At 65.8% G+C, this 24,635-nt stretch carries 2 protein-coding genes; both read right to left on the bottom strand.

What is annotated here, in order from left to right; genetic code table 11:
- Positions 1–220: 220 nt before the first annotated feature.
- Positions 221–11,527: a non-ribosomal peptide synthetase gene (locus BMX59_RS24670; RefSeq protein WP_093126798.1), complete on the bottom strand. Its 11,307-nt coding sequence runs from the start codon at positions 11,525–11,527 to the stop codon at positions 221–223.
- Positions 11,524–24,384, bottom strand: a complete 12,861-nt coding sequence (locus BMX59_RS24665) for a non-ribosomal peptide synthetase (protein WP_093126794.1) — start codon at positions 24,382–24,384, stop codon at positions 11,524–11,526. Before BMX59_RS24665 ends, BMX59_RS24670 begins: the two co-directional genes overlap by 4 nt.
- Between the last annotated feature and the right edge of the window lie 251 nt (positions 24,385–24,635).

The following is a 24,635-nucleotide window of genomic DNA, read 5'->3' as shown; positions in this document are numbered from 1 at the left end:
AGCAGGCTGATATCTACCTGATGTATGGAGATCAAACTGTGGGAGGGGGCTTGCCCCCGATTGCAGTGGGACAGCCACAGATGCATCAACTGACACACCGCCATCGGGGGCAAGCCCCCTCCCACATTTGAGCCGCGCTCGACAAACACAATACCGGTCGGCCCTGAGGCCGCCGGGCTAGCCGTTACCGAAGCAACGGATATGTACACCGACAATCCACTCACGAAACCACCTCCCCAACCACCACGCCCCCCAGCCACCACCGTGCCAACCCCGCCACATTCGGCGCCTTGAGCAACGTAAAGTGATTCCCCCCGCCATACCAAACCTGCAACCCACTCCCCTGTCGCCGCCACCCCTCGACCATCATCCCCTGCTCCCGCTGATTCCCCGCCGCATCCAGCGCCGGATCCTCAGCCAACACCAACCGCACCACGCCCTTGAACCGCGCACCAGGCCGATACGCCGTACGCAACGCCGCCGCATAAGTGCGCGCCGGCCCCTCCATCGCATCCACCGCAGAACGCCCCGGCAACAATCCCACCCCGACCATGCCGGCATGTAACCGCTGCCGCTGCGCCTCCTCATCACACGCGGCAAAATCTCCAGGATCAATTCCCAGCGACCTGCCCGCCGACAACTGCATCGCCTCGATCAACCGCAGCAACGCCGCCGTCGTGGTGTACACCTTCGCGGTCCCCCCAGGTGCCTCACTGTCGATCACCGTCAATGACGCCACCTCCCGCCCGGCCGCCTGCAACCGCAGCGCCATCTCCAGCGCGACCCAGCCCCCGAACGAATGCCCCACCAGATGCACCGGCCCGTGCGGACATTCCTGCTCCAAGGCCATCAAGTAACAAGCCGCCGCCGCTTCCACCTGGCTATGGGGCACCGCTTCGCCGTCCAGCCCACGCGGCTGCAAGCCAAACAAAGGCCAGTCACGCCCCAGTGCCTCGCCCAAGCCGACGAACCCGGTGACACTGTCCCCTGCCCCCGGTACACAGAACACCGGCGCATACCCCGCCCGGCCACTCTGAATGCGCAACAACGGCTGATGCGGCGCCTGGGCCTGCGGCAAACAGGCCGCCAGCACCTCGCTCATCGCTCGCCCCAGTGCCTGGATATGCGGCGTTTGCATCATGCTCTGGTGATCCCCCGGCACCTGTACCTGGCGCAACTGGCCTGGCGCCAATACCTCATGCCACCCCAGGGACTCACTGCGCCGCGACAACTCGGTCGGCCGCTCATCCGCGCTGAACAGGTGCACCGCCACGGGCAACGGGAACAGGCTGTAGTGCGCCAGCGCATGCCCGTGCCCCACTTCCCGTTCGATAAAGCTCAAGAGGTCCGCGTCCGCAGCCGCCGCCATTTGCGCGTATAGCAGACCTTGATCGCGACAGCGTTGCAGCAGGCCCGCAAAGTCCAGCTGTTCAATCTGCGACGCCAACTGCCCAACGTTCGCCAGTTCATCCACACCTCCCTGTGCTTTCCAATACGCCGTGCACTGCAGCAACAAATGCCGCTTGAGCGCGTCCGGCCCACTCCAGCGCGCCTTGCCCTGGTCGGTCATACGCGGCACGTAGCTGTCGATCAAACCGAGGAATGCCACCGGTTCATCCAGCCCCACTAGTTGCATCGCCACTTCATAGGCCAGCACCCCGCCAAACGACCAGCCGGCGACCCGGTAAGGCCCATGGGGTTGAATACCCCGGATCAACCCGACCAGGCGCGCCGCCAGGCCTTCCATGGTGTCCAGGTGCGGCTCGCCGAGCGCCAGGCCCGGCAGGCCGTAAATCGGGTAGTCGCCGGGCAGATGCTGGCCCAGCGCCGGGAAATACACATCCATGCCACTGAATTCATGCACAAGGAACAGCGGCGCCTGCGAACCACTGCTGCGCACCGTGATCACCGCAGGATCGCGCACAGGCTCATCAGTGCGCTGACGCAGCATCGCGGCGACGGAGGCCACGCTGGCATGCTGGAACAACTCCGCCAGGGACACGGGCAAACCCGCTTCCTCCATCAGGTTGACCAACCGGATCGCCAGCAGTGAATGCCCGCCCAGTTCGAAAAAGCTGTCGTGACGCCCGACCTGTTCCAGCTTCAATACCTCTGCCCACAGCGCTGCCAGGGTCTGCTCCAACGCATCCACCGGTGCTTCAAACTCGCGGCGGTGCAGAGCTTCCAGGGCGGGCACCGGCAAGGCTTTGCGGTCGATCTTGCCATTGGCTGTCAACGGCAGGGACTCCAGCGGCACAAAGGCCGACGGCAGCATGTAGTCCGGCAACTGGTCTTGCAGGCAAGCCCGCACGCTGTCGATGCCGACAGGCGTGTCGCCCCAGGTGAAATACGCCACCAGGCGCTTGTCCCCTGGGGCGTCCTCGCGGGCCAGCACCACCACATCCTGGATACCCGCAACGTTGGCCAGGCGCGCTTCGATCTCACCCAGTTCGATACGGAAACCACGGATCTTCACCTGGTCGTCATTGCGCCCGATGCACTCCAGCAAACCCTGCGCCGTCCAGCGGCCAAGGTCGCCGGTGCGGTACATCAAGGCGCCTGGGATAAACGGGTCCTGCACAAACTTTTCAGCGCTCAGTTCAGGACGGTTCAGATACCCCTTGGCCACGCCATCCCCACCGATGCAGATTTCACCGGTCACGCCCACGGGCACCGGCTGCAACTGCGCATCCAGCACATGCACCTGCGTATTGGAGATCGGCCGGCCGATGGGCACGCTGTCGGCCGTTTCGGCCAGCGACCGCACTTCGTAGGTGGTGGCGTAGGTGGTGGTTTCGGTCGGCCCGTAGCAATGCACCAGGCGCAATGCCGGTGCCTGGGCCAACAGACTGCGGAACGCCGCCGGGTCGGCCCGTTCACCACCGCACAGCAGGATGCGCAGGCCCGCCAGGGCCTGGGGAATCAGCTGTACGTACTGGTTGAACAACGCCGTGGTGACGAACAATACCGTCGCATCCGCCAACACCAGGCCAAACGCAGCCGGATCGAGCAAGGTGGCGTGGTCGATCACCTGCACCTGGCCGCCATTGAGCAACGGCCCCCACACGTCCATGGTACTGGCGTCAAACGCCGGGTTGGAGGCGAAGGCTACGCGGTCACTGGCGTTGAAGTCGGCGTAGCCGTTATTCAGCACCAGGCGCGTGATGCCGCGATGGGGCACCAACACGCCTTTGGGCGTGCCGGTGGAGCCGGAGGTGTACATGATGTACGCCACGCTGTCCGAGGACTGCGACAAGTCCGGGTTGTGGCTCGGTTGCGGATCGAGGGCCAGGGTGTCGAGGTCCAGGCGTTGCACGGCGTAGTCGACGACACGCTCGCTGCCGGTCAACAACCAGGCCGCGCCGCTGTCCTGCACCATGAACGCCTGGCGCTCCGCCGGGGCGTTGATGTCCAGCGGCACATAGGCGGCGGCGCACTTGAGCACGGCCAACTGGCTGACCAGCAGGTCCAGCGAACGCGGCAACAGGATCGCCACATGATCGCCGGGGCGTACTCCAAGGCCCAGCAAATGATGGGCCAGGCGATTGGCGCGGCTGTTCAGCTCGCCATAACTGAGTGACTGCTCGCCCTGCAGCGCCGCCAGCGCAGCCGGCCGTGCATGGGCCTGGGCTTCGAACAGGCGTTGCACCGTATGTTCACGCGGGAATGCCCGGGTGGTGGCGTTCAGGTCCAGCAATTGCTGGCGTTCGGCGGCGGGCAGGATCGGCACATAGGCGATGGCAAGCGTACCGCCCTGTTCCAACGCCTGTACCAGTTGCTCCACCGCGATGTGCAGGTAGTCGCACACGCGACGGGCGCCCTGCCCCACGACTTTCAAGGAGAAACCCGCGCCCAGGTCATCCACGCTCACCGACAGGCCATAGTTGCTGTGTTCCTCGGCCTTGAGCAACCGGATGCCCTGCCAGGCCTCGCTCGCCACCTGCGGCGCACTGTGGCGATAGTTGAACAGCGTATCGAACAGCGGCGTGGTCACCGGCACGCCACTGCAGCGCTGGGCCAAGGCCAACGGCGCCTGCTCATGGCTGAGCAATTGAGTGAGGCGTGCGTGGGTGGCGCGCAACGCGTCGCGCACGCTGTGCCGACCCAGGTCGACCCGCAGCGGCAGGGTGTTGATGAACACGCCCATGGCCCGCTCGGCCCCTTCGCCGCCTTGCAGCCGGCCAAGCATCACGCTGCCGAACACCACTTGCTCCCGACCCGAGACCTTGCCCAGCACCTGCGCCCAGGCCAGGTGCATCAGGCTGGCGGCGCTCACCCCGGATTGCCGGGCCTGGGTGCGCAGGCGTTGGCTCAGCTCCAGGTCAAGGGTGCAGTGAACCTGCTCATTGCCGCCAAGGGTTTCCAGGCGGGTCGGCTCGTCGATCTCGCCCAGCATCTCACGGAAGAATGCCTCGTGATCGTCAACCCCCAAGCGGGTCTGGGCCACATAGTTGCGATACGGCACCGGCGCGCCCAGGGTGTGTGGCGTGCCCGAGAGAAACGCCTGCATTTCGTGCTGCAAAATCTCCAGGGCGATGTGGTCCATCACCAGGTGGTGGAACAGCAAGATGGCACTGCCGTCACACACCACCAGGCGCATCAGCGGTGCCTGGGACAGGTCCAGACGCTCCGGCACCGGCCCATGTTCGACCCGCAGCGAAGCCTCGCGCCACACCACCTGCACCGGTTCTTCCAGGCCGTCCCAATGGAACGACGAGCGCAGGATGTCGTGACGCTGGATCACCGCCTGCAAGGCCAGGGCAAATGCCTCCAGTCGCCGGGCGCTGTCGAATGCAAACTGCGCCCGTAACACATAGTCATCACCGCCCTGCGCGGCGCGATGGTGATAGAGCATGCCGGCCTGCAACGGCGCCAGCGGGTAGATGTCCTGCACATTCGCCGCGCCGCCGGGGATACAGGCGACGATACGCTCGATGGCCGGCTGATCCATTTGGATCAGCGGCAACATGTCCGGGGTGATCGCCGTGCAATCGGCCGTAATGCCATTGACCGGCACCGCCACTTCACGCCCTGCGCCCAAGGCCGCCGCCAGGGCCGACAAAGTCGGCTGGCCAAACAGCACTTTCACATCCGCCGACAACCCGAGGCCGCGCATGCGCCCCATCAGGCTCACCGCAAGCAACGAGTGGCCGCCCAGCTCGAAGAAGTTGTCGTGACGGCCCACGCGCTCCACGTTGAGCAACTCGGCCCACAGGCTGGCCAGGGCGATCTCCGTGTCGCCCTGGGGCGCTTCGTACTCGCGCACCACCACCGAGTCCAGGCCCGGCGCGGGCAGTGCCTTGCGGTCAAGCTTGCCGTTGGGGCTCAAGGGCAAGTTATCCAGGTGCACGAAGATCGACGGCACCATGAATTCCGGCAGATGCTGCAAAAGATGCATGCGCAAGGCGTCGATCTCGCTGGACACACCGGTGTAGTAGGCAATCAGGCGATTGTCGCGGGCGATCACCGCGGCTTCATTGACCTGCGGGTGGTCGGTGAGGCGCGCCTGGATTTCCCCCAGTTCGATGCGCAGGCCACGGATCTTCACCTGATCGTCGTTGCGCCCCAGGTACTCGATCGTCCCGTCCGCCAGGTAGCGACCAACGTCGCCGGTGCGGTACAGGCGCCCATCGGTGAACGGGTCCTTGAGGAAGCGTTCGGCGGTCAGTTCCGGCCGGTTCAGGTAGCCGCGCGCCACTTGCACGCCACCGATGAACAGCTCGCCGACCACGCCCAATGGCACGGGCTGCATCTGTGCGTCGAGCACGTACATGCGGGTGTTGGCGATCGGTTTGCCGATCGGCGTGTTGTCCGGCGTCACCGGCCCGGCGCAGTTCCATGCGGTCACATCGACAGCGGCTTCGGTCGGGCCGTACAGGTTATGCAATTGGCTACCTGGCAATTGCTGCTTGAAGCGCCGCACCAGGCTGCCCGGCAGGGCTTCGCCGCTGCACATCACACGCACTAACCCTTCCGCCTGGCTCACATCGCCATGGGCCAGGAACACATCCAGCATCGACGGCACGAAGTGCAGCGTGGTGATCTGCTCGGCGGCAATCACCTCGCACAGGTACGCCGGGTCTTTGTGCCCGCCCGGGCGCGCCATCACCAGGCAGGCGCCGGTGAACAGCGGCCAGAAGAACTCCCACACCGACACGTCGAAGCTGAACGGCGTTTTTTGCAGCACCCGGTCATGGGCTTGCAGGCCATAGGCGTCCTGCATCCACAGCAGGCGGTTGACCACGCCGGGGTGGTCGTTGATCACGCCCTTGGGCTGGCCGGTGGAGCCGGAGGTGTAGATCACGTAGGCACTGACGGCTGGCACGTGAGGGTTGTCGACAGGCTGGTGCTGCCAGCTCGGTTGGTCGAGATCGACCACCGGCACATCCCCCAGCAATGCCCGCGTCGCCCCCTGGGCCAGCACCGCCACCGGTGCGCTGTCCTCCAGCATGTAGGCAATGCGCTCCAGCGGATACGCCGGGTCCAGCGGCACATAGGCGGCACCGGCCTTGAGGATCGCGTACAGGCCGATGACCATGTCCAGGCCGCGCTCCACGCAGATCGCCACCCGTGAATCCGGCTGCACACCCAATTCCAGCAGGTGGCGGGACAGTTGATTGGCCCGCGCATTCAGCTCGGCATAGGTCAACACGCCGTCATCGGCTTTGACGGCAATGGCGTCCGGCGTCCGCGTCGCCTGCGCTTCGAACAGGCCATGCAAGGTCTGCTCGAGGTCATAAGCGACTTCGGTGGCGTTGAAATCAAACAGCAGGTGCTGGCGCTCACGCTCATCCACCAGCGGCACCTGTTCCAGCACCGCCTGGTCGTTATCCACCATGGCCTGCAACACGCGGGTGAAGTAGCCGACGTAACGCTGCACCGTCGATGCGTCGAACAGCGCCACTGCGTATTCCAGCGCGCCGATGATGGTGCCCTGCACTTCCGACAGGTCCAGGGACAGGTCGAACTTGGCGAAGTGACTGTCCTCGACGATGCCTTCCAAGGCCAGGTCGCCCAGGGCCAGGGTCGGCGCACTGCTGTCCTGCCAGGTCAGCAGGGTCTGGAACAGCGGGCTGTGGGCCAGGCTGCGCGGTGGCCGGGTGATCTCTACCACTTGTTCGAACGGCAGGTCCTGGTGGGCCTGGGCTTCCAGGGCCTGGGCCTTGACCCGCGCCAACAGCGCTTCGGTGCTCAGCTCGCCCGAGGTGTCGATGCGCACCGCCAGGGTGTTCACAAACAGGCCGATCAGCCCTTCCACTTCGCTGCGCGTGCGGTTGGCCACGGGTGAGCCGATCACCACATCGTGCTGCCCGGAGAGCCGTGCCAGCAGTGAGGCCCAGGCGCTCATCAAGGTCATGTACAGCGTGGTGCCGTGGCGTTGGCTCAAGGCCTTGAGCCCGGCGGTGAGGCGTTCGTCCAGGCGCACCTCGACGCTACTGCCGGCGTAGTCCTGCTGCGCCGGGCGCGGGCGGTCGGTGGGCAGCGTGAGCAAGGCCGGCGCACCGGCCAGCGCCTGTTGCCAAAAGGTGCTCTGGCGCTGCAGCACTTCACCGCTGAGCCACAGGCACTGCCATACCGCGAAGTCGCCGTACTGGATCGGCAGCGCCGGCAAGGGGTCGGGCTGGCCGTGGCTGAAGGCCTGGTACAGCGCCATCAGTTCGCGGGTGAGCACGCCCATGGACCAGCCATCGGACACGATATGGTGCAGCGTCAGCAACAGCACATGGTGATCGTCGGCCATTACCACCAGACGCCCGCGCAGCAGCGGGCCGCGCTCCAGGTCGAACGGCGCCGAGGCCTCGCCATGGATCAACGCGTCCAGCGCCTGCTGTGGTTGCGGGTGGCGGCGCAGGTCCTGCACTTGCAGGGGCAACACGTCTTCGGCGGGCACGATCACCACCTGGGCCTCGTCGCCGCGCTGGGCAAAGCGGCTGCGCAGGGTTTCGTGGCGTGCGACGATGCGCGCCAGCGCCCGTTGCAGCGCCTCCACATGCAACTGCCCACGCAGACGCAGCCCGATGGGAATGTTGTAGGCGGTGTTGGCGCCTTCCATCAGCGCCAGGAACCACAGGCGCTGCTGGGCGAAGGACAGCGGCGTGGGCTCATCACGATTGGCCGGGAGGATAGCTGGCAAGGTGCTGCGACCGGACTGGGCCAGCACCTCGGCCACCGCCGCCAACTCGGCATTGGCAAACAAATCGCCGAGCAGCAACTCCACACCCAGGCGCTGGCGGATCTGCGAGACCATGCGCATCGCCAGCAAGGAATGCCCGCCCAGTTCGAAGAAATGATCGCGACGCCCGACGCGCTCCACCTGCAGCACATCGGCCCAGATCTGCGCCAGTACGGTTTCGATTTCACCTTCGGGAGCCACGTACTCGCGGGTAAACACTGCGGCCATGTCCGGCGCCGGCAGGGCCTTGCGGTCGAGCTTGCCGTTGGCGGTCAGGGGCAACGCGTCCAGCTTCACATAGGCGACCGGCACCATGTAGTCCGGCAGGTGCGCCACCAGGTGGGCGCGGAGTTCGGCTACCACCAGCGGGTCGAGCTGGCGGTTTTCGGTGAAATACGCCACCAGCCGCTCTTCACGCACCAGCACCACGGCTTCCTGGATACCCGCCAACTGGTTGAGTTGGGCTTCGATTTCGCCCAGTTCGATGCGCATGCCACGGATCTTCACCTGGTCGTCATTGCGCCCCAGGTACTCGATAGTGCCGTCCGGCAGCCAGCGTGCCAGATCGCCGGTACGGTACATGCGCCCGGCGTTGAATGGGTCCTGCAGGAAACGTTCGGCCGTCAACTCCGCACGGTTGAGATAACCCCGCGCCACGCCTTTACCGCCCACATACAACTCCCCCGCCACCCCCAGCGGTACCGGCCGCTGCTGCTCATCCAGCAGGTACACCGTGGCATTGGCGATGGGTTTGCCGATGTGCAACGGCTGGCCGGCCTCGACCTTGCCGGAGGTGGCGACCACCGTGGCTTCGGTCGGCCCGTAGTTGTTGATCAGGTCGAAACGTTGGGCGCGACCGAACTGGCGCAAGCGATCACCACCGATCAGCAGCGTGCGCAGCGTCGGGTGTTCGAGCTGCTGGCTGAATGCGTACTCGGCCACCGGCGTGGGCAGGAAGCATACGTCCAACGGCTGCGCGCACCACCAGGCCAGCAGTGCGTCGACATCCTCGGTGCCGTCATGGGCCGGTGGCAGGTGCAGGGTCGCGCCCACGCACAGCGCCGGCCAGACTTCCCAGGCCATCGCGTCAAAGCCGAACCCGGCGACGCTGGCGGTGTGGCGCCCGGCGCACAGGTCAAAGGCATGGCAATGCCAGTCAACCAGATTGGCGACGGTGTGGTGCTCCACCATGACGCCCTTGGGCAGACCGGTGGAGCCGGAAGTGTAGATCACATAGGCGAGGTTGGACGGCGTGACCGCAACCTTCGGGTTGCTCGCCGAATGGTGCTGCCAGGTGTAGCGGTCGAGGTTGATCACCGGCACGTCAAGGGCCGGCAGGCGCTCGAGCAAGGCGTGCTGGGTCAACACCGCCACCGGGGCGCTGTCGCTGAGCAGGTAGTTGAGGCGCTCGGCCGGGTGCGACGGGTCCACCGGTACATAGCAGGCGCCGGCCTTGAGAATCGCCAGCAGGCCGGCCAGGGTATCCAGCCCGCGACGGGCGACGATGGCAACGCGGTCGTCAGGCCTGACCCCCAGCGCCAGCAGGTGATGGGCCAGCAGGTTGGCTTGCTGGTTGAGTTCGGCATAGGTGAGCTGGCGGCCCTGATGCACGGCGGCAATGGCGTCGGGGCTCAGCGCGGCCTGGGCTTCGATGCGCCCGTGCAGCGTGGTGCCTTGGGGGAAATCCGTGTGGGTGGAGTTGAAGTGTTCCAACAACCACTGCTGTTCGGCGAACGGAAGCACTGACACCTGATTGAGCGCAGTGTCTGGCGCCTGCTCGAGCGCGGTCAGCAGGTTTTCCAAGGCGGTCTGCACGTAGGCACAGACGCGCTGCGGATCCACCATGGTGCTGGCCAGCAGACTCAGGGCAAAGTCATCGCCGAAGTCGTCGACACTCAGGGTCAAGGGGTAATTGGTACGTTCCTCGGCGCTCAGCGCAGCGATGCCCTGCCAGGCCGAGATCGCTTCGTCACTGGCCGCCGAGGCACTGTGGCGATAATTGAGCAAGGCGCTGAACAACGGCGTCGGCGCCACCACGCCGCTGCACCGCTGGGCCAGCGCCAACGGTGCGTGCTCATGCCGCAGCAACGTCGTCAGCCGCGCATGAGTCGCCTTGACCCCGGTGCGCACGTCCTCGCGGCCCACGTCCACGCGAAACGGCAAGGTGTTGATGAAGATACCCAGCGCCCGGTCTGTGTCATGACTGCCCTGCATGCGGCCCATCAATACCGTGCCGAACACCACCTGTTCCTTGCCGGCCAACACCCCCAGCACCTGCGCCCACGCCAAATGAAACAGGCTGGCTGCGCTGACCCCCAGTTGCCGTGCCTGTGCTCGCAACCGTTGCGACAACGCCGCCGGCAGCGCGAGGTGTACCTCGGTAATTCCCCGCGCATCACCCTGCACATCGCTCAAGCCATACGGCAAGGTGGGTTCGCTGATGTCGCCAAGCATCTGGCGGAAGAAGTGTTCGTGTGCCTGCTCGCTGATCCCCAACCGCGCCTGAGCCACGTAGTTGCGAAACGGCACGGCCTGGCCCAACGTCGCGCCCTGCCCCAACAGGCAGGCCTGCAACTCGTGGCACACGACTTCCAGGGCACTGTGATCAAGGGCCATATGGTGGAACAGCAGGCTGGCAACGATACGTTGATTGGCCACGTCCTCGGCCCGCACCAGACGCAGCAACGGCGCCTGGGACACGTCGAGGCGATAGTGGCGGGCATCAAACAGCGCGCGCAGTTGCGTGGCGATGTCGCCGTCGGCCGGGTCCAGCGCCAAGGCCTGCACCGGCAGGCGCGCGCGGCGCCACACCACTTGCGACGGTTGCTGCACACCCTCCCAGACCACTCCTGTGCGCAGGATGTCGTGGCGGTCCATCACCGCTTGCAGTGCCTGGGCAAACGCCTCGAACCGCTCCAGGCTGTCGAAGGAAAACTGCGATTGCATCACGTACGGGTCGCCCCGCTCGGCACTGACGTGGTGGAACAGAATGCCTTCCTGCAAGGGCGCCAGCGGGTAGATATCCTGGATATTCGCCACGCCGCCATCGACGCTGGCGACGATGCGGTCGACCTCATCCTGGCTCAGCGTCGACAACGTCAACATCGACGGCAGGATGCGCTCGGCGTCCGCCGGTATGCCATTGGCGGGTACGTCGACTACGCCCGCCTTCGTCGCCGAGTATTCACCGGCCTTGATCAGCTCGATCAACGCCGGTTTGTGCTCGCGCAGGGCGGCGAGGATCGCCGGGTCGCTCAAGGCTTGCTTGTTGCCCTGGACCGATAGCTGTTCGCCCTTGAGCGCCAGTTGGATGTCCTTGGTCTTCAGCGTCGCCAGCAGTTGGTTGATGCTCACAGGACGATCTCCATTCGTTCAGTCAATGCGGCGTAGCCAGCCAGGGTCGGCTGTTCGAACAACGCGCGCACGTCGGCTTCCATGCCTTCCTGGCGCAAGCGCCCGATGAGGCTGACGGCGAGCAGCGAGTGCCCGCCCAGTTCAAAGAAATTGTCGTGGCGCCCTACCCGCTCCACGTTGAGCAGTTCTGCCCAGAGCCGGGCCAGCAGGATTTCGGTCTCCCCTTCGGGGGCTTCGAACGCGCGTACCAGCCGTGCTTCCATGCCCGGGGCCGGCAGGGCCTTGCGATCGAGTTTGCCGTTGGGGCTCAAGGGCAACGCGTCGAGGTGCACGAACAGCGCGGGCACCATAAAGTCCGGCAGGTGCAGTAGCAGTTGGGCACGCAGGCTTTCGACGGGCGCATGTTCTCCGGTGTAGTAGGCGATCAGGCGCTCGTCGCGGGCCACCACCACGGCGTCCTTGACTGATGTGTGCTCGCGCAATCGCGCCTGGATTTCCCCCAATTCGATACGCAGGCCACGGATTTTTACCTGGTCGTCGTTACGCCCCAGGTACTCGATATTGCCATCGGGCAGGTAACGACCCACATCCCCTGTGCGATACATGCGCCCGCCGGTGAACGGGTCTTCGAGGAAGCGCTCGGCCGTCAGTTGCGCACGGTTCAAGTAACCCCGCGCCACTTGCACCCCGCCGATGAACAACTCGCCCACCACGCCCAATGGCACCGGTTGCAACTGTGCATCCAGCACGTACATGCGGGTATTGGCGATGGGTTTGCCAATCGGTGTGTTGTCCGGCACCTCGGGCCGCGCACAGTTCCAGGCGGTCACGTCCACCGCCGCTTCGGTAGGGCCATACAGGTTGTACAGGCCGATGCCCGGCAATTGCTGCTTGAAGCGCCGCACCAGGCTGCCCGGCAGGGCTTCGCCGCTGCACATCACACGCACTAACCCTTCGGCCTGGCTCACATCGCCATGGGCGAGGAATACGTCGAGCATCGATGGTACGAAGTGCAAGGTGGTGATCCGCTGCGCCTCGATCACTTCGCACAGATAGGCCGGGTCCTTGTGCCCGCCCGGGCGCGCCATCACCAGGCGTGCACCGGTGAACAGCGGCCAGAAGAATTCCCACACCGACACGTCGAAACTGAACGGGGTTTTCTGCAGCACTGCATCCTCAGCATTGAGCCCGTAGGCGTCCTGCATCCAGAGCAAGCGGTTGACCACCCCGGCGTGCTCGTTGATCACCCCCTTGGGCTCGCCGGTGGAGCCGGAGGTGTAGATCACGTAGGCGGCGTGGCGAGCGGTGAGGCCCGGGACCTGGAGGTTGGTCGCGGGCTGGCGTTGCCACGTGACGTGATCAAGCTCGATCACCGGCACGTCGCCCAGCAGCGCACGGGTGGTCGCTTGCGCGAGGACCACCACCGGCGCGCTGTCCTGCAGCATGTAGGCGATGCGCTCCTGGGGGTAGGCCGGGTCCAGCGGCACGTAGGCGCCGCCGGCCTTGAGAATGGCGAACAGGCCGACCACCATGTCCAGGCCACGCTCGAGGCAGATCCCCACCCGTGTATCCGGCTGGACGCCGTGCTCACGCAGATGATGGGCCAGGCGATTGGCGCGTTCGTTGAGTGCCCGGTAGGTCAGCCGTTGCTCGGCGGCAATCACTGCCACCGCCTCCGGCGTGCGCTCGACCTGGGCTTCGAACAGCGCCTGCAGGGTCTGATCGAGATCGTACGGCACCTCGGTTGAGTTGAATTCGACCAGCAGCTTATTGCGCTCTTCGGCGCCCAGGATCGGCAAACGATCGAGCGCGTGTTGCGGCGCGTGCTCCAACGCCTCGACCAGGCCCGACAACGCCGTGTGCAGGTACTCGCACACGCGTTGCGCATCGGCGCGTGCCAGAGCGGTGATGTCATAACCGTCGCCCAAGTCGTCCACGTTCAAGGTCAACGGATAGTTGGTACGTCCGTCGTTGGCCAGGGTCTGCATGCCTTCCCAGGCCTGCTGCGCCTCCTGCGAGCGGGTGGCCGTGCCACGATGACGGTAATTGAGCATTGAGCTGAACAGCGGGGCCGGGGCCGCGACCCCACTGCAACGCTGGGCCAGCGCCAGGGACGCGTGTTCATGGCCGAGCAAGGCGCTGAGCCGTTCGTGGGTCGCCCGTACGGCGGCACGTGCGCCTTGACCGTCGATATCCAGACGCAGCGGCAAGGTATTGATAAAGACCCCCAGAGCGCGGTCGGCGCCCTCGCCACCTTGCAGGCGACCGACCAATACGGTGCCGAACACCACGCTGTGGCGGCCCGATGTCGCCGCCAGCACCTGGCCCCACGCCAGGTGAAACAGGCTCGCCGTGCTCACCCCCATCAGCCGGGCCTGGGCCCGCAAGCGGCGGTTGAGGTCGCTGTGCAGGCGCAGGCTGTGTTCCTCGACGGCGCTGCCGTCGCCGCGCACGTCCTGCCAGCCGAAGGGCAAGGTCGGCTCGTCGATATCGCCGAGCATGGCGCGGAAAAAGCCTTCGTGCTCCTGTTCGCTCACGCCCAACCGCGCCTGCGCCACGTAGTTGCGGTACGGCATCGGTGCAGCCGCGGGCACTTGCCGGCCGAGCAGGAAGCCCTGCATTTCCCGCAGCACGACGTCAAACGCGGTGTGGTCGAGGACGATATGGTGATACAGCAATACCGCGACCACCCGTTGGTGGGAGGGATCCTGGGCGTACATCAGGCGGATCAGCGGAGCCTGGCTGATGTCCAGGCGATAGCGTCGTGCATCGAAACGTTGGTGCAGGCCGGCCAGTACATCGCCTTGCAGGTGCAGCGCCTGCACCTGCAGTTCGGCGGTGCGCCACACCACTTGCAGCGGTTGCGCCAACCCCTCCCAGACCACACCGGTGCGCAGGATGTCGTGACGATCGATCACCTGCTGCAACGCCTGGGCAAAGGCATTCAGGCGGTCGAGGCTGTCGAACGCCAGGTGCGTTTGCAGCAGGTACGGGTCGCCCTGCTCAGCGGTGATGTAATGGTAGAGGATGCCCTCTTGCAACGGCGCCAGCGGGTAGATGTCCTGCACATTGGCCACGCCACCGGGCACTTGCGCGACCACTTGATCGATGGTTGCCTGGTCGAGTTCCACCAATGTCAGCAGGTCCGGCGTAATGCGCCGGCAGTTGGCGGGAATGCGATTAACCGGCACCTGCACTTCGCGACCGCTGCCGACAGCGGCGGCCAGAGCGGCCAGGGTCGGCTGGCTGAACAGCACGCGCACATCGGCACTCAGGCCGACCTGGCGCATGCGTTCGATCAGACTGACGGCCAACAATGAATGGCCGCCGAGCTCGAAGAAGTGGTCATGGCGACCCACTCGTTCAACCTGCAGCACTTCGGACCAGATGCGCGCCAGAGTGGTTTCCACGTCGCCCTGGGGGGCTTCGTATTCGCGGGTCAGCAGCGCGGCCTGATCCGGCTCCGGCAGGGCCTTGCGGTCCAGCTTGCCGTTGGCGGTCAGGGGCAGTGCCTGCACCTGCACATAGGCGACCGGCACCAGGGCCTCGGGCAACCGGGCTTGCAGGTCGGCACGCAGGGTCTCGATAGCCAGCGGTTGCCGTGCGGTGAACCAGGCGATCAGGCGGCCTTCACGCACCAGCACCACCGCTTCGCCGACGCCTTCCACGGCAGCCAGGCAGTTTTCGATCTCCCCCAGCTCAACCCGCACGCCACGCACCTTGACCTGGTCATCGTTACGGCCCAGGTACTCGATATTGCCATCGGGCAACCAGCGCGCCAGGTCGCCGGTGCGGTACATGCGACCGGCGTTGAACGGGTCTTGCAGGAAGCGTTCGGCGGTCAGGTCCGGACGGTTCAGGTAACCCCGTGCCACGCCGCTGCCGCCCACGTACAACTCGCCCGCCACGCCCACCGGCACCGCACGCAAGTGCGCGTCCAGCAGGTAGACACGGCCGTTGGCAATGGGCCGCCCGATATGCAGCACCTGCCCGGCGCGTACGCGGCCAGAGGTGGCAACCACCGTGGCTTCGGTGGGGCCATAGTTATTGATCACGGCAAAGCGCCGCTCCTGGGTGAACTGGCGCAGGCGATCACCGCCGATCAGCAGGATGCGCAAGCTCGGGTGTTGCAACTGCTGGCCGAAAGCATATTCGGCCACCGGGGTCGGCAGGAAGCTGACGTCCAGTGGTTGTGCCAGCCACCAGGCCAGCAGTTCGTCGATGTTTTCATTGCCGACATCGGCCGGCGGCAGGTGCAAGGTAGCGCCCACACACAGCGCCGGCCAGACTTCCCAGGCCATCGCGTCAAACCCTAAACCGGCGACGCTGCTGGTGTGGCTCGTCGCATCCAGGCCAAAGGCCTCGCAGTGCCAGTGCACCAGGTTTTCCACGCTGCGGTGTTCCACCATCACGCCCTTGGGCTGGCCAGTGGAGCCGGAGGTGTAGATCACGTAGGCCAGGTGCGCAGGGGTCAGAAGGCTGAGCTGCGGATTGCTGACGGCATGCTGCTGCAGACATGGGTCGTGCAGGTCCACCGTGGCGATGTTGCCCAACAGGTCGCGGGTACTGGCTTCGGCCAGCACCGCCACCGGCGCGCTGTCGTGTAGCAAATAAGCGATGCGCTCGGCGGGATACGCCGGGTCGATGGGCACGTAACCGGCACCGGCCTTGAGGATGCCCAGCAAACCCACCAGCATCTGCGGGCCGCGACGACAGCACAGGGCTACTCGGTCGTCGGGCTGTACACCGAGTGCCAACAGGTAATGGGCCAGTTGGTTGGCGCGCCGGTTGAGCTGTTCGTAGGTCAACGCCTCACCGTCTTGCATCACCGCGATAGCCTGGGGTTGGCGTTCGGCCTGCACCTCGAAGGCACCGTGGACGGTGTGCCCCTGCGGGAAATCCTCGGCCGTGGCGTTGAAATCACGCAGCAGGGTTTCACGCTCTGCCGCCGGCAGGATCGTCAGCTGGTTGAGCAGGGTCTTCGGTGCGTTTTCCAGGCAGGCCACCAACTGTTCTACGGCGTTATGCATATAGGCACACAGGCGCTGGGCGCCGATCTGCGGCAGCGCCAGTACCGTGAGACCAAAGCCTTCACCCAGGTCATCCACGCTCAAGGTCAGCGGGTAGTTGCTGCGTTCTTCGCCGCCGAGCAATTGCACGCCTCCCCAGATGCCGTGGCCGTCGCGGGCCATTTCACCGGGGCTGCTGTGACGGTAGTTGAGCAAGGCGCTGAACAGCGGCGATGCACCTGCCACGCCGCTGCAACGCTGGGCCAGCGCGAGGGACGCGTGTTCATGGCCGAGCAAGGCACTCAAGCGCCCGTGGGTGGCCTTGACCGCAGCGGCGGCAGTGGCTGCCACGTCCACGCGCAAGGGCAAGGTGTTGATGAACATGCCCAGCGCACGGTCCGCGCCATCACCGGCCTGCATGCGCCCCATCAACACGGTGCCGAACACCACGTCGTCACGCCCGGATACCAGCCCCAGCACCTGCGCCCAGGCCAAGTGCATCAGGCTCGCGGCGCTGACGCCCAGTTGCCGCGCCTGCTCGCGTACCCGTTGGGCCAGCGCGGCATCCACGGCCTGTTCGGCTTCCTCGATATCGCGCCCATCGCCCTGCACGTCCTGCACGCCGAACGGCAAGGTCGGCTCATCCACATCGGCGAGCATGTCGCGGAAGAACGCCTCGTGTTCCTCCACGCTGACGCCAAGGCGGGCCTGGGCCACGTAGTTGCGAAACGGCGCCGCCTCGGGCAAGTCCCGGGCCTGGTTGAACATGAACGCACGCATTTCCTGGCCCACCACCTCCATGGCGGTGTGATCGAGCGCCAGGTGATGGAACAGCAGGATCGCCGCCACACGGTGATTCGCCGGATCCTGGGCATACACCATGCGCAGCAACGGCGCCTGGGTGATGTCCAGGCGGTAGTGACGGGCATCGAAGCGTGCATGCAACTGCTCGATGATGTCGCCTTCGGCCGGGTCCAGATCGACCTCTTGCACGATCAGTTTCGCCTCGCGCCACACCACTTGCACCGGGCTGTCCAGGCCTTCCCAGACCACGCCGGTACGCAGGATGTCGTGGCGGGCCACCACCTGTTGCAGCGCACCCATGAACCCCTGCAAACGCTCCAGGTTGTCGAACGCCATGCGCGATTGCAGCAGGTACGGGTCGCCCTGCTCGGCGCTGATGTGGTGATAAAGAATGCCTTCCTGCAACGGCGCCAGCGGGTAGATGTCCTGCACATTCGCCGCGCCGCCCGGCACGTTCGCGACGATACGTTCGATGGCGGCGGGGTCGAGTTGCACCAGCGTCAGCATCGACGGCGTGATCCGGGTGCAATCCTTGGGGATGCCATTGGCCGGCACCACGATTTCCCGGCCACTGCCCACGGCAGCGGCCAGCGCCGCCAGGCTTGGCTGGCTGAACAACACGCGTACGTCGCAGCTCAGGCCGACCTGGCGCATGCGTTCGATCAGGCTGACCGCCAGCAGCGAATGCCCGCCCAGTTCGAAGAAATGATCATGACGGCCAACCCGCTCCAGCTTGAGCACGTCCTGCCAGATCTGCGCCAGCTGGGTTTCCACTTCGCCTTCCGGCGCCTCGAAGCCGCGGCTGAGCAGCGCGCTCTGGTCCGGCACCGGCAGGCCCTTGCGGTCGAGTTTGCCGTTGGCGGTGAGCGGCAGCAGCTCCAGCCACACATACGCCGACGGCACCATGTAGTCCGGCAACTGGCCTTGCAGGTGAGCGCGCAGGGCTTCAATCTCAAGCGTCACACTGGCCGTGTAGTAGGCCACCAGGCGCTTGTCGCCGGGCTGGTCTTCGCGGACCAGCACCACCACGTCCTTCACGCCCGGGAAACTGGCCAGGCAGGTCTCGATCTCGCCGGGTTCGATACGGAAACCACGGATCTTCACCTGCAGGTCATTGCGCCCCTGGTACAGCAAGGTGCCGTCGGCCTGCCAGCAGGCCAGGTCACCGGTGCGGTACAACAGGCCCTCGCCGAAGGGGTTCGGGATAAATTTCTCGGCTGTGAGTTGCGCTTGGTTCAAATACCCCGTCGCCACGCCCGCACCGCCGATGTACAGCTCGCCGACCACATCCAACGGCAGTGGTTGCTGGCGCGGGTCCAGCACGTACGCCTGGGCATTGGCGATCGGGCGCCCGATGGGGATGCCGCCCTCGCCGACCCGGGTGATTTCGTGGGTGGTGGAAAACGTGGTGGCTTCGGTGGGCCCGTAGCCATTGAGCAGGTGCCGGGGCTTGCCGTGCCTGAGCACCCGGTCGATCACCTGCGGGTCGAGGACATCGCCGCCGACGATCAGGTAGCGCAACTGCGCGAATACCGGCAACAGCGCGTCAGCGTACTGGTGGAACAGCCCGGCGGTCATCCACAGCACGCTGACGGATTGCTCCTGCAACAACGCGGCGAACGCGGCCTGGGACAACAGCACCGCATGTTCGACCACCACCACACAACCGCCATTGAGCAGGGGCGCCCACACGTCGAGGGTGCTGGCGTCGAATGCCGGGTTGGAGGCGAAGGCCACGCGGTCGCGGGCATTGAAATCGGCATAGCCGTTATTGAGCACCAGGCGCGAGATGGCGCGGTGCGGCACTTGCACGCCTTTGGGCGCGCCGGTGGAGCCGGAGGTGTAGAGGATGTAGGCGACGCTTTCGGCAGACTGCGGCAGCTCAGGGTTGCGCGGCGACAACGTGTCCAGGTTCAAGTCGGCCAGGGTCGTGAGCACCCGGTGCGCGCCGCTGTCCTGCACGATGAATGCCTGGCGTTCGACCGGCGCGTTGATGTCCAGCGGTACATACACCGCACCGCACTTGAGGATCGCCAGTTGGCAGATCAGCAGGTCGAGCGAGCGCGGCAGCGCAATCGCCACGCTCTCGCCAGGTTGCACACCCTGGTTGAGCAAGTGATGGGCCAGGCGGTTGGCACGCCGGTTGAGGTCGCGGTAACTCAGGGACAATGCGCCCTGCACTGCCGCGACCGCTTCCGGACGGGCCAGCGCCTGGGCTTCGAACAACCGGTGCACGGTCAGGTGCGCCGGGTACTCACGGGCGGTGGCGTTGAAGTCCACCAGTATCTGATGACGCTCGGCGGCCGGCAGGATCGACACGGCCTGCAACGGCGTGGTCGGTGCCTGTTGCAACGCCGCCACCAGATGGCGCAGCGCGGTGAGCATATAGTCCCCCACGCGCTGCACATCCAGGCTCGCGACGCCTTGTACCGTCAGGGCAAAGCCTGTGCCCAGGTCATCGACGTTGAGCACCAGCGGGTAGTTGCTGCGTTCCTCGGAACTGAGTATCTGAATGCCGGAGGCCGCGAACGGGTTGTCTCCCGGCGCGTCCCCCGGCGCACTGTGGCGATAGTTGAGCAAGGTGCTGAACAGCGGCAGCGAACCCGGCACGCCACTGCAGCGCTGGGCCAGGGACAACGACGCATGTTCATGCCCGAGCAACTGCGCCAGGCGCGCATGGGTGGCGCGCACGCCGGCTTGCACACCCACGGCACCGAGGCTGACCCGCAGCGGCAAGGTATTGATGAACATCCCCAGCGCCCGGTCGGCACCTTCGCCGCCTTGCATGCGCCCCAGCAGCACGGTGCCGAATACCACCGACTGCTGGCCGGACACCTGCCCCAGCACCTGCGCCCAGGCCAGGTGCACCAGGCTCGCGCTGCTCACGCCCAGTTGCCGCGCTTGTTCGCGCAGCCCCAGGCTCAGTGCCGGCTCCAGGGGCAAGTGGGCCTCGATGATGCCGCTGCCATCGCCATTCACGTCCTGCAGGCCGAAGGCCAGGGTCGGCTCGTCGATATCGCCGAGCATCTCGCTGAAGAACGCTTCGTGCTGGGCCTGGCTGACCCCAAGCCGCGCCTGGGCCACGTAGTTGCGGTACTGCACGGCGGCGGGCAGTTGCGCGCTGTTGCCGGCCAGGCTGGCGCTCATTTCTTCCACCAGCACTTGCAAGGCCGTGTGGTCGAGCAGGATATGGTGCAACAGCAGGATGCCGACAAACCGGCCCTGCTCTTCGGCGTAGACAAAGCGCATCAGCGACGCACGGCTCAAGTCCAGTCGGAAGTGACGCGGGTCGAAGCGTTGCTGCAACTGCGCCAGCGGTTCGTCGATACGTTCCACGGTCAGCGCCGCCTGGCGCAACACCACCTGCACCGGCTCGTTGAGGCCTTCCCAGAGGATCGCGGTGCGCAGGATGTCATTGCGCTCGATCACGCTGTGCAGCGCCTGGACAAACGCGTCCACCGCCACCTGGTCGTCGAAGCTGAACTGCACCTGCAACACGTAGGGATCGCCCTCGGTGGTTGCCAGGTGGTGATACAGGATGCCGGCCTGCAACGGCGCCAGGCCGTAGATGTCCTGCACATTGCTGATGCCGCCGGGCACGCCCTGGATAATGTGGTCGAGGCTGGCCTGGTCCAGCTCCACCAGGGGCAGCATGTCCGGGGTGATGTGCTGGGTGGCGGCGGTGATCCGGTTGGCCGGCACCAGCACCTCTTGCTGCCCCCCCACTGCGGCGGCCAGCGCCGCCAGCGTCGGTTGGCCGAACAGCACGCGCACATCGGCGCTGAGATCGACCTGGCGCATGCGCTCGATCAGCTTGACCGCCAACAGGGAGTGGCCGCCGAGTTCGAAGAAGTTGTCGTCACGCCCCACCCGGTCAAGCTTGAGCAGGTCTTGCCAGATCGCCGCGATGGCCGTTTCCACCGCGCCTTGGGGCGCCTGGTAACCCCGGCGCGCCAGGGCATCGGCATCGGGTGCGGGCAGCGCCTTGCGGTCGAGCTTGCCGTTGGTGGTGAGCGGCAATTTATCCAGTTGCACAAAGGCACTGGGCACCATGTAGTCGGCCAGGCTCTGCAACAGATGGTCGCGCAGATCGGCCGCACGCAGCTCGCCCTCGCTTATCACGTAGGCCACCAGGCGCTTGTCGCCCGGCTGGTCTTCCCGGGCGATGACTACCGCGTCACGCACGCCGTCGGCGCTGGCCAGGTGCGCTTCGATCTCGCCCAGTTCGATACGGAAACCGCGGATCTTAACCTGGTCATCGTTGCGGCCCAGGTATTCGACGCTGCCGTCGGCCAGCAGGCGGCCAAGGTCGCCGGTCTTGTACAGGCGCTGGCCGCTGGCCGGGTCGACCAGGAAGCGCTCGGCGGTGAGCGCCTCACGGTTGAGGTAACCGCGCGCCACCCCGGCACCGCCCACGTACAGCTCGCCGACTACGCCCAGCGGCAACGGCTCGCGGCGCGCGTCGAGTACATACAACTGCAAATCGGGAATGCGCACGCCAATCGGGCTGACGCCGACCAACTGCGCATCCGCCGCTTCCAGGGCGCGATAGGTCACGTGCACGGTGGTTTCGGTGATGCCGTACATGTTCACCAGTTGCGTGCCGGCGTTGATCGCCCGGGCGTACCACGGCTTCAGCACGCCCGGTTCCAGCGCCTCGCCGCCGAAGATCACCTGGCGCAGGGAATGGGACCGGGGGGTCTGGCCTTGCGCGGCGATCAATTGGCGGAAGGCGCTGGGCGTCTGGTTGAGGATGCTCACGCTCGCCTCGCAGAGCAGCGTGTAGCACTCGTCCGGCGAGCGGCTGACCAGTTGCGGCACGATCAGCAACTGGCCGCCGTGCATCAGCGCGCCCCAGATTTCCCATACCGAGAAGTCGAAGGCAAAGGAATGGAACAACGCCCAGACGTCGTTGCGGTTGAAGCCGAACCAGTGTTCGGTAGCGGTGAACAAGCGCGCGACCTGGCGGTGTTCGATCATCACGCCCTTGGGCTGGCCGGTGGAGCCGGAGGTGTAGATCACATAGGCCAGGTGGGCCGGGCTAAGGTCGACGCGGGGGTTGACGATGGATTCGCCGCGCAAGCCGTTGAGGTCGATCTGCGGCAGGTCGCCGACCAGGTGGCGCGTATTGGCCTGCACCAGCACCGCCAAGGGTGCGCTATCGGCCAGGGTGTAGGCGATGCGTTCCTGCGGGTAGGCCGGGTCGATCGGCACGTAGCCGGCGCCGGCCTTGAGGATGCCCAGCAGGCCGATGATCATCTCCGGGCCGCGCTCCACGCAGATCGCCACGCGATCATCCGGGCGGATGCCCTGGGCCAGCAGGCGATGGGCGACCTGGTTGGCACGTTCGTTGAGTTGGCGGTAGCTGATGCGCTGATTGTCGAAGCGCAGCGCAATGGCGTCAGGCTGGGCGGCGGCGTGGGCTTCGACTTGAGAGTGGATCAGCGCGGTATCGGCGTAATGCGTGGCGCTGTGGTTGAGGCCGTGCAGCAGGGTATGGCGTTCGGCGTCAGGCAGGATGTTCAGGCCGCTGAGCGGCATATCCGGTCGCTGCTCAAGGGCGTCGGCCAGGCTTTCCAGGGCGGTGTGCAGGTAGGTGGCGACACGTTCGGCGCCGATGGAGGCATCGACCATCACCGTCAGCGCGAAATCTTCACCCAGGTCGTCGACGTTGACCGTCAGCGGGTAGTTGGTGCGCTCCTCGGCGCTGAGCACGCGGATGCCTTCGGCCACCTCGATCACCTCGGCCATGTCCGTGGCGGCGCTGTGGCGGTAGTTGAGCATGGCGCTGAACAACGGCGTCGGTGCCGCCACGCCACTGCAGCGCTGGGCCAGCGCGAGGGACGCGTGTTCGTGGTTGAGCAATGCCGTGAGGCGCTCGTGGGTGGCCTTGACCCCGGCCCGCACGCCCTGCTCGCCCACATCCACGCGCAATGGCAGGGTGTTGATGAACATGCCCAAGGCCCGTTCACCGCCCTCGCCCGCCCCCATGCGCCCGAGCATCACGGTGCCGAACACCACTGAGTCACGCCCGGCGACCACGCCCAATACGCGGGCCAGCGCCAGGTGCATCATGCTCGCCACGCTCACGCCAAGCGGGCGGGCCAGGGTGCGCAGACGGCGGCTCAGTGCGCTGTCGACGGGCACCCGTGCCTCGTCGATGCCCAGGCCATCGCCCTGCACATCCTGCAAACCGAACGGCAGGGTCGGCCCGTCGATATCCGCCAGCATCTCGCGGAAAAACGCCTCATGGGCCTGCTCGCTGACGCCATGGCGCACCTGGGCAATATAGCTGCGGAACGGCACCGGCTCACCGGCCTGGGCTTGCTCGCCGGCCAGGTACAGCTGGATCTCGTGGCGCACTACGTCAAGGGCGGTGTGGTCGAGGATGGTGTGGTGAAACAGCAACGTTGCCGCCACACGCCCGTCCGCTGGATCTGCGGTATACACCAGGCGCAGCAGCGGTGCCTGGCCCAGGTCCATGCGATCGGTGCGCGCCTCGAAGCCAACGGCCTCGCACGCCAGGGTCGCCTTGCGCCACACCACCTGCAACGGCTCATCAAGTCGCTCCCAGACCATCGAAGTGCGCAGGATGTCGTGGCGATCGATCACCCACTGCAAAGCTTCGGCAAACGCCTGCAAACGTGCGTGGCTGTCGAACTCGAACTGCGCGTGCAGCACGTAGGGATCGCCCTGTTCCGCCGACAGATGGTGGTAAAGCATGCCCTCCTGGAGCGGCGCCAGCGGGTAGATGTCCTGCACATTCGCCGCGCCACCGGGGATGGCAGCGACGATACGGTCGATGGCCGCCTGGTCGAGGCTGACCAGCGGCAGCATGGCCGGCGTGATGCGGTAGGCCGGGCTCAGCCAGTCACCGCCATGTTCGGCGACCAGCTCCAGCAGGCGCGGCTTGTGGGCGATCAGTTGGTCCCACAGCGCATCGTCCAGCGCCTCGTCGTCACCCAGGATGACCAGGTCGCCTTCTTCCCGTTGCAGACGGATCGCATGGGTGGAAATCGCTGCCAATAATTCGCTGAACTGCATGGGGGTAACCTGCCTGATAAGTCACGGTTGAGGAGAAAGTCCGTTTTCAGCTGCCGCTTGGATCGGGTCTGCTGGACGCCCGCCATTAAAAAAAGCGGGCGCAGCCGGGGGCCTGGAGAGGCTTCCGGCAGGCTTGGAAAATTACGGGATTTGGCGGACGGGGGGTGACATGGGAAGCGGGGACAAGGCGGGAGGGGGTTGGTTCAATTTAGCTTGCTGTGGCGAGCAGGCTTGCCCTGCGTTGGGCTGCG

Source organism: Pseudomonas sp. NFR09 (assembly GCF_900111535.1).
GTDB classification, from domain to species: domain Bacteria; phylum Pseudomonadota; class Gammaproteobacteria; order Pseudomonadales; family Pseudomonadaceae; genus Aquipseudomonas; species Aquipseudomonas extremorientalis.
The sequence above is the reverse complement of the archived record's forward strand: the minus strand, read 5'-3'. Positions and strand labels throughout refer to the sequence as shown.